Origin of the sequence: uncultured Amaricoccus sp. (assembly GCF_937891315.1) — a bacterium.
GTDB lineage: Bacteria > Pseudomonadota > Alphaproteobacteria > Rhodobacterales > Rhodobacteraceae > Amaricoccus.
On the sequence record NZ_CALAGI010000176.1, the window covers coordinates 1 to 7671 of the forward strand.

The 7671-nt window shown below is 69.6% G+C and carries 7 protein-coding genes; all 7 read right to left on the bottom strand.

The features are described 5' to 3' along the window. The coding region (locus Q0480_RS17465; RefSeq protein WP_299134930.1) for a sugar ABC transporter permease YjfF at nt 1-739 on the bottom strand (739 nt) is incomplete at its 3' end. Further along, nucleotides 736-1773: an ABC transporter permease gene (locus tag Q0480_RS17470; RefSeq protein ID WP_299134931.1), complete on the bottom strand. Its 1038-nt coding sequence runs from the start codon at nt 1771-1773 to the stop codon at nt 736-738. The genes Q0480_RS17470 and Q0480_RS17465, both read right to left, overlap by 4 nt. Beyond that, a complete protein-coding gene (locus tag Q0480_RS17475) occupies nt 1770-3281 on the bottom strand; it encodes a sugar ABC transporter ATP-binding protein (protein WP_299134933.1) in 1512 nt (503 codons plus the stop codon). Before Q0480_RS17475 ends, Q0480_RS17470 begins: the two co-directional genes overlap by 4 nt. A gap of 134 nt (nt 3282-3415) precedes the next feature. Continuing rightward, nucleotides 3416-4372: a galactofuranose ABC transporter, galactofuranose-binding protein YtfQ gene (gene ytfQ / locus Q0480_RS17480; RefSeq protein WP_299134934.1), complete on the bottom strand. Its 957-nt coding sequence runs from the start codon at nt 4370-4372 to the stop codon at nt 3416-3418. A 59-nt stretch (nt 4373-4431) separates the two neighbouring features. Beyond that, a complete protein-coding gene (gene araD, locus Q0480_RS17485; RefSeq protein ID WP_299134936.1) occupies nt 4432-5133 on the bottom strand; it encodes an L-ribulose-5-phosphate 4-epimerase AraD in 702 nt (233 codons plus the stop codon). Next, nucleotides 5130-6638: an L-arabinose isomerase gene (gene araA, locus Q0480_RS17490; RefSeq protein WP_299134938.1), complete on the bottom strand. Its 1509-nt coding sequence runs from the start codon at nt 6636-6638 to the stop codon at nt 5130-5132. The genes araD and araA overlap by 4 nt, the downstream gene beginning before the upstream one ends. A 14-nt stretch (nt 6639-6652) precedes the next feature. Further along, on the bottom strand, nt 6653-7671 hold a 1019-nt coding region (locus Q0480_RS17495; protein WP_299134940.1), incomplete at its 5' end, for an FGGY-family carbohydrate kinase.

Genomic DNA, 7671 nt, shown 5'->3' on the forward strand with positions numbered 1-7671 from the left:
CGTCGAGCTCGACGCCCACGGTGGCGAGCGAGTAGCCGGCGGAGGTGTAGATCGAGAAGACGATGCCCGAGAGGCCGGCGAGCAGGCCGGAGAGGGCATAGATCGCGATGGTGGTGCGCCCGACCGGCACGCCCATCAGCCGCGCGGTATGGACGCCGCCGCCGAGCGCGAAGACCCGGGCGCCGAAGCGGGTGCGGTGGACGAGGAGCGTGCCGGCGAGGAAGGTGAGCAGCATCAGGCCGCCGATCAGGGTCAGCCGGCCCTTGCCCGGCATCAGCCAGTAGGTTTTCTGCATCGCCGCGTAGAACGGATGGTCGATCGGCACCGAGTCGATCGACAGCACATAGGCGAGGCCGCGGGCGAGGAACATGCCGGCGAGGGTGACGATGAAGGGCGGCATTTCGAGGACATGGATGAGGCCGCCCATCGCCGCGCCGAAGGCGGTGGTGAGCACCAGCAGCATCGCGAAGACGACGAGCGGGTGCAGACCGGTGTCGCGCAGCATGACGGCGATGAAGACGCCGGAGAAGGCGATGACCGAGCCGATCGAGAGGTCGATGCCGCCCGAGAGGATGACGATGGTCATGCCGACCGCCGCGATGCCGAGGAAGGCGTTGTCGGTCAGGAGGTTGCCGACGACGCGGGTGGAGAGGATGTTCGGGAACTGCGTCCAGGCGACGAAATACGCGAGGAGGAAGATGCCGAGCGTGGCGAGAAGCGGCAGGAGGCGGGCGTTCATGGCGTGGTTGTCTCCCGCGGTTTGGTTTGGGCCTGGGCCGGTTGCGCGGCCGGGCGGTTGGGCCTGAGCGCCGCGGCGAGCGCGAGGGCGTTCGGCGACTGCAGGACGAGGATGACGAGGATGATGCCGGCCTTGATGACGAGGTTGAACTCGGGCGGGAAGCCGGAGATCAGGATGCCGGTGTTGACCGACTGGATCACCATGGCGCCGATCAGCGAGGCGACGATGGAGAAGCGGCCGCCGAGCAGCGAGTTGCCGCCCACCACCACCGCGAGGATGGCGTCGAGTTCCAGCCAGAGGCCGGCGTTGTTGGCGTCGGCGCCGCGGATGTCGGCGGCGACGATGACGCCGGCGAGCGCGGCGCAGAGGCCGGAGACGACATAGACGGCGACGGTGAGGGCGCGGGCATTGACCCCGGCGAGCGTGCTCGCCCGCGGATTCACCCCGACCGCCTCGATCAGCAGGCCGAGCGCGGTGCGGCGGACGACGACGATGGCGATGAGGGCGGCGGCGAGCCAGATGACGACCGGCGTCGGCAGCCAGAACAGCGTGCCGCCGCCGAGGAAGATCAGGCCGGGGTCGGAGAAGGTGAGGATGGTGCCGCTGGTGACGAGCTGGGCGATGCCGCGGCCGGCGACCATCAGGATCAGCGTGGCGACGATCGGCTGGATCTTCAGCACGGCGACGAGGAACCCGTTCCAGAGACCGCAGAGCAGGCCGGTGCCGAGCGCCATCAGCACGGCGACGAGCGCGCCGTGGCCGGCCTGGACGCTCGCGGCGGCGACGGCGCCGCAGATCGCCATCACCGCGCCGACCGAGAGGTCGATGCCGCGGGTGGCGATGACCAGCGTCATGCCGATGGCGAGGAGCGCGACCGGGGCGCCGCGGTTCAGGATGTCGATCGGGCTGCCGAACAGGCGGCCGTTCGCCAACTGGATCGAAAAGAAACCCGGGAAGATCACGCCGATGACGGCGATGATGGCCGCGAGGGTGAGGATCTGCGGCAGGACGCGGCGGAGGAAGGCGAGGGTCATGCCGCGTCTCCCGTGCGAGCGATGGCGTTGACGATGCCGTCGACGGTGATCGCGCCGCCGGTCAGCTCGGCGACATGGGCGCGGTCGCGGACGACGATGACGCGGTGGCTGTAGACGACGAGCTCCTCCAGCTCGGAGGAGATGACGAGCAGCGCCATGCCCTGCTCGCAGAGCTGCTCGATCAGGCGGATGATCTCGGCATGGGCGCCGACGTCGATGCCGCGGGTCGGCTCGTCGAGGATCAGGAACTTCGGGTGCGTGGCGAGCCAGCGGGCGAGAATCACCTTCTGCTGGTTGCCGCCGGACAGGAGGCCGATGGGCTTCTCCGCGTCCGAGGTGCGGATGTCGAGGCGCTTGATATAGTCCTCGGCGAGCCTGGCCTGCTCGCCGAGCCCGATCGGCTTCAGCCAGCCGCGGCGGGCCTGGGCGGCGAGGATGATGTTCTCGCGGATCGACAGGTCGCCGACGATGCCATCGCTCTTGCGGTCCTCCGGGCAGAAGCCGAAACCGTGGGCGATGGCCTCGCGCGGCGAGGCGAGGCTGACGGTCTGGCCGTCGAGGGTCGCCGCGCCGCTGTCGGCGCGCGCGACGCCGAAGAGGGTCTCCGCGGTCTCGGTGCGGCCGGAGCCGAGCAGGCCCGCCATGCCGACCACCTCGCCGGCGGCGATCGTCAGGTCGAAGGGCGCGATCGTGCCCTTGCGACCGAAACCCTTGACCGAGAGGAAGGGCGTGCCGGCCGGGGCAGGGCGGCTGTTCGGGGCGAAGGCCTCGGCCCGCAACTCGCGGCCGAGCATCATGTTGACGAGCCCGACCTTGTCGAGGCCGGCGGTCGGCACCGACCCGACGAGGCGGCCGTTGCGAAGCACGGTGATCTGGTCGGAGATGTCGAAGACCTGGCCGAGGAAATGCGAGATGAAGACGATGCCGAGGCCGCGGGCCCTGAGGTCGCGGACGACGCCGAACAGCATCTCGACCTCGCGGGCGTCGAGGCTCGCGGTCGGCTCGTCGAGGATCAGCACCTTGCCGGACAGCGACACGGCGCGGGCGATGGCGATGATCTGCTGGATGGCGACGGAATAGCTGTCGAGGCCGCGGTTCACGTCGATGCCGAGCGCGTAGGGCGCGAGGATCTCCTCGGCCATCGCCGTCATCGCCCGGCCGGAGACGAGGCCGAACCGGGTCGGCTGGCGCCCGAGCGTCAGGTTCTGGGCGACGGTCAGGTTCGGCAGGAGGTTCACCTCCTGGTAGACGGTGCCGATGCCGAGTTCCTGCGCCTCGAAGGTGTCGCGCGGGTCGATGACGGCGCCGTCGAGGCGGACCTCGCCCGCGTCGCGGTGATAGGCGCCGGTCAGGCATTTGATGAGCGTCGATTTGCCGGCGCCGTTCTCGCCGAGGAGCGCATGTACCTCGCCGCGGCGCAGCGTGAAGTCCACGGCGTCGAGGGCGCGGGTGCCCGGGAAGCTCTTGCAGAGGCCGCGGGCGGTCAGGAGCGGGGCTTCATCGGTCACGGGCGATCTCCGAAAGGAATGGAAGGCGGCCGCGGGCTCGGGGAGGAAGACCGTCCCCGCGGCTGCGCTCGGGACACGCGCCAACTCTTGTCACACGCGGCTACGTGCCGCTGACGCGCGTCCCGCCGTCGGCGTCAGTAGCCGAGGCTCTTCTTCTGCTCGTAGACCGCCTGCGGGTCGTCGGCCTGGGTGTAGAGCTTCGACTCGGTCTGGATCCACTTCGGGGGAACCGTGCCGTCCTTCTGGTAGGCCGCCAGCGCGTCGAAGGCCGGGCCCGCCATGTTCGGGGTCAGCTCGACGGTGGCGTTGGCCTCGCCCGCCGCCATGGCGAGGAAGATGTCCGGAACCGCGTCGATCGAGACGACGAGGATGTCGGTGCCGGGCTTCAGGCCCGCGTCCTTGATCGCCTGGATGGCGCCGACCGCCATGTCGTCGTTATGGGCGTAGAGGGCGCAGATGTTCTTGCCGCCGTCCTCGGCCTTCAGGAAGCTCTCCATGACTTCCTTGCCCTTGGCGCGGGTGAAGTCGCCGGTCTGGCTGCGGATCACCTTGATGTTGTCGTGGCCGGCGATCGCCTCCTCGAAGCCCTTCTTGCGATCGATGGCGGGCGACGAGCCGGTGGTGCCCTCGAGCTGGACGACGTTGCACGGCTTGTCGCCGACGGTCTTGACCAGCCAGCCGCCCGCGACCGAGCCCTCATGCACGAGGTCGGAGGTCACGGCGGTCAGATAGAGGTCGTCCGGCGCGTCGACGGTGCGGTCGAGCAGCACGACGGGGATCTCGGCGTCCTTTGCCTCGCCAAGGACATCGTCCCAGCCGGTGGCGACCACCGGGGCGATGAGGATGGCATCGACGCCCTGGGCGATGAACGAGCGGAGCGCCTTGATCTGGTTCTCCTGCTTCTGCTGGGCGTCGGAGAACTTGAGGTCGATGCCGCGCTCCTTGGCCTGCTGCTGCGTGAGCGTGGTCTCGGCGGCGCGCCAGCCCGATTCCGAGCCGATCTGGCTGAAGCCGACGGTCTCGGCCATCGCCGCGCCGGCGAAGGCCGAGACGATGAAGGTCGTGGCGAGAAGCGTCTTGGTCAGTTTCATTCCTGGTAGTCCTCCCGTTGGGTTCGTAGTCTGTGGTTTCCTGCGCGGCGCGCGGCCGCTCAGCATCCGGGCTGGCCGTAGTAGGCGGAGGGCCCGTGTTTGCGCCGGAAGTGCTTGTCGCGCAGCTCCGGTTCGATCGGGGCGAGGTCGGGCGCGAGGCGCAGCGACAGGAGCGCCATCTCGGCCGCGCATTCGAGCGCCACGGCGGCCTCGACCGCCTTCGCCACCGTCGGGCCCCAGGTGAAGGGCGCATGACGGTTGACGAGGACGCCGGGATAGTCGGCCGGATCGAGCCCCTGGAAGCGCTCGATGATGACGTTGCCGGTCTCCCACTCGTATTCGCCCTCGATCTCGGCCCGGCTCATCTTGCGCGTCACCGGCACCGCCCCGGCGAAATAGTCGGCGTGGGTGGTGCCGAAGGCCGGGATGGCGACACCGGCCTGGGCGAAGGCCGTGCCGTGGGTGGAATGGGTGTGCACGACGCCGCCGATGCCCTCGAAGGCGAGAAAGAGGCGGCGGTGGGTCGGCGTGTCGGACGAGGGGTTGAGCTTCCCCTCCACCCGGTCGCCGTCGAGATCGACGACGACGATGTCGTCGGCGCTCATCGCGGCGTAGGCGACGCCCGACGGCTTGATCGCGAACACCCCGGCGGCGCGGTCGATGGCGCTGGCATTGCCGAAGGTGAGGTTGATCAACCCCTGCGCCGGCAAAGCGAGGTTGGCCTCGAACGCCTCGCGCCTGAGCTCGGTGTAGGGGCTCATGCGCGGATGCCCTTCGCGAAATGGTAGTAGACCTCGGCATTGCGCAGCTCGGCGCGGAATTCGCGCGGGCGGGTGTCGGCGTCGATCACGGCGAGCTCGATGCCGGCGATGGTGGCGAAGTCCTCCAGCATCTCGGTGGTCACCGCCTGGCTGTAGGCGGTGTGATGGGCGCCGCCGGCGAGGATCCAGCCCTGGCAGGCGGTGCGGAAATCGGGCTTGCAGTGCCAGAGCGCGCGCGCCACCGGCAGTTTCGGCATCGGCGGCGGCGCGACCGCCTCCACCTCGTTGACGAGCAGGCGGAAGCGGTTGCCGAGGTCGATGAGGCTGGCGTTGAGCGCCGGCCCCGTCGCGCCCTCGAAGACGAGGCGGACCGGATCCTCCTTGCCGCCGATGCCGAGCGGATGCACCTCGATCCGCGGTCGGCCGGCGGCGATGCTCGGGCAGATCTCGAGCATGTGCGAGCCAAGGACGCTCTCGGCGCCGGGGGTGAGGTCGTAGGTATAGTCCTCCATGAAGGAGGTGCCGCCGGGCAGGCCGAGGGCCATCACCTTCAGCGCCCGGACCAGCGCCGCGGTCTTCCAGTCACCCTCGCCGGCGAAGCCGTGACCGTCGGCCATCAGCCGCTGCGGCGCCATGCCCGGCAGCTGGCGCAGGCCATGCAGATCCTCGAAGGTGGTGGTGAAGCCGCGAAAGCCGCCTTCCTCGAGGAAGGCGCGCAGGCCGAGTTCGAGCCGCGCGCCGTAGACCAGCGAGTCGTGGCGGCTCTCGCCCTTCCTGAGTTCGGGCGCGATGTCGTAGGCGGCCTCGTAGTCGGCGAGGAGCGCGATCACGTCGGACTCCTTCGCGCCATCGACCCGCGCGACCAGATCGCCGACGCCGTAACCGTTGGTCGAGAAGCCGAAGGCCATCTCGGCGGAGACCTTGTCGCCCTCGGTGACGGCGACCTCGCGCATATTGTCGCCGAAGCGGCAGAAACGCGCGCCCTGCCAGTCGGTCCAGGCGCGCACCGCCCTTTGCCAGGCGTCGATGCGGGCGATCACATCGTCGTCGCTCCAGTGGCCGACGACGACCTTCCGCCCGAGCCGCATCCGGGTATGGATGAACCCGGCCTCGCGGTCGCCGTGCGCCGACTGGTTCAGGTTCATGAAATCCATGTCGATCGTGTCCCAGGGCAGGGCGCGCTCGAACTGGGTGTGCAGGTGCAGGAACGGCTTCGACAGCAGATTGAGGCCGCGGATCCACATCTTCGACGGCGAGAAGGTGTGCATCCAGATGATCAGGCCGGCGCAATGCGGATCGGCGTTGGCGGCGGAGCAGATCTGCGCCACCTCGTCCGGGGTCTTGACCACCGCCTTGAACATCACCGGCAAGGGCAGCGCCTTGGTGTCGAACAGCCCGCCGGCGATGCGCCGCGCGTCGGCCTCGACCTCGGCCAGCGTCTTCGGGCCGTAGAGATGCTGCGAGCCGCAGACGAACCAGATCTGGGGGAGGGCGGTTTGGATCATGTCGGTTGTGTCCATCAGCTTTGCGCGGCCAGTTCGGGGTGAGCCTCGTCGGCGCCGGCGCCGACCTCCTGCTTGAGCGCGAGCAGCGCCTTCATCACGTGCGCGAGATCGAGGGCGCGGACGCCGCCGAAGCCGTCGTGAAGATCGCGATAGAGCGCATAGAGCCGCTCGTAGGCCGCCCGCGCCGCGGGCTCCGGCACGTATTCGACCGGGCGGAGGCTGGTCATCGCTCCTTGAGCCTCCGGAAAGCCCGGATGGGCCCCGGCGACGACCGACGCGGCGATGGCGGCGCCGAGCGCGCAGGTCTGGCTCGAAGCGGCGACGCGCATGACGCGGCCGGTGACGTCGGCGTAGATCTGCATCAGCAGCGGGTTCTTCTCGGCGATGCCGCCGGTGCAGACCACCCGCTCGATCCGCACGCCGTTCTCGACCATGCGCTCGATGATCGTCCGCGCCCCGAAGGCGGTGGCCTCGATCAGCGCGCGGTAGATGTCGGCGCGGGTGGTGTAGAGCGTCTGGCCGAGCAGGAGGCCGGTCAGCAGCTGGTCGACGAGGATGGTGCGGTTGCCGTTGTTCCAGTCGAGCGCCAGCAGGCCGGATTCGCCGGGGGCGAGCGCGCCCGCCTTCTCCATCAGCTCGCCATGGAGCGCGGGACTGCCCTGGCAGACGGTCTCGACCCACCATTTGAAGATGTCGCCGACCGCCGACTGTCCGGCCTCGACGCCGTAGAGCCCGGGCAGGATCGCGCCCTTGACCACGCCGCAGACGCCGGGGATATCCACGACCGCGTTGTCGGCCGCCATCACCGCGCAATCGCAGGTCGAGGTGCCGATGACCTTGACCAGCGTGCCCTCGGCGATGTCGCAGCCGATGGCGCCATAATGGACGTCGAACTCGCCGATCGCGATCGGGATGCCGGCCGGCAGCCCGAGACGCGCGGCCCATTCCTCGCACAGCGCCCCGGCCGGCGTCGCCGCGTCGTGGGCGACGGTATAGAGCCGATCGCGCAGCGCCGCGATCTCCGGGGCCAGCA

What these genes read in the sequence shown, in the direction of transcription:
- Q0480_RS17470 (WP_299134931.1), bottom strand. Translation starts at nt 1,773, where the DNA reads ATGACCCTCGCCTTCCTCCGCCGCGTCCTGCCGCAGATCCTCACCCTC.
- ytfQ (WP_299134934.1), bottom strand. Translation starts at nt 4,372, where the DNA reads ATGAAACTGACCAAGACGCTTCTCGCCACGACCTTCATCGTCTCGGCC.
- araD (WP_299134936.1), bottom strand. Translation starts at nt 5,133, where the DNA reads ATGAGCCCCTACACCGAGCTCAGGCGCGAGGCGTTCGAGGCCAACCTC.
- araA (WP_299134938.1), bottom strand. Translation starts at nt 6,638, where the DNA reads ATGATCCAAACCGCCCTCCCCCAGATCTGGTTCGTCTGCGGCTCGCAG.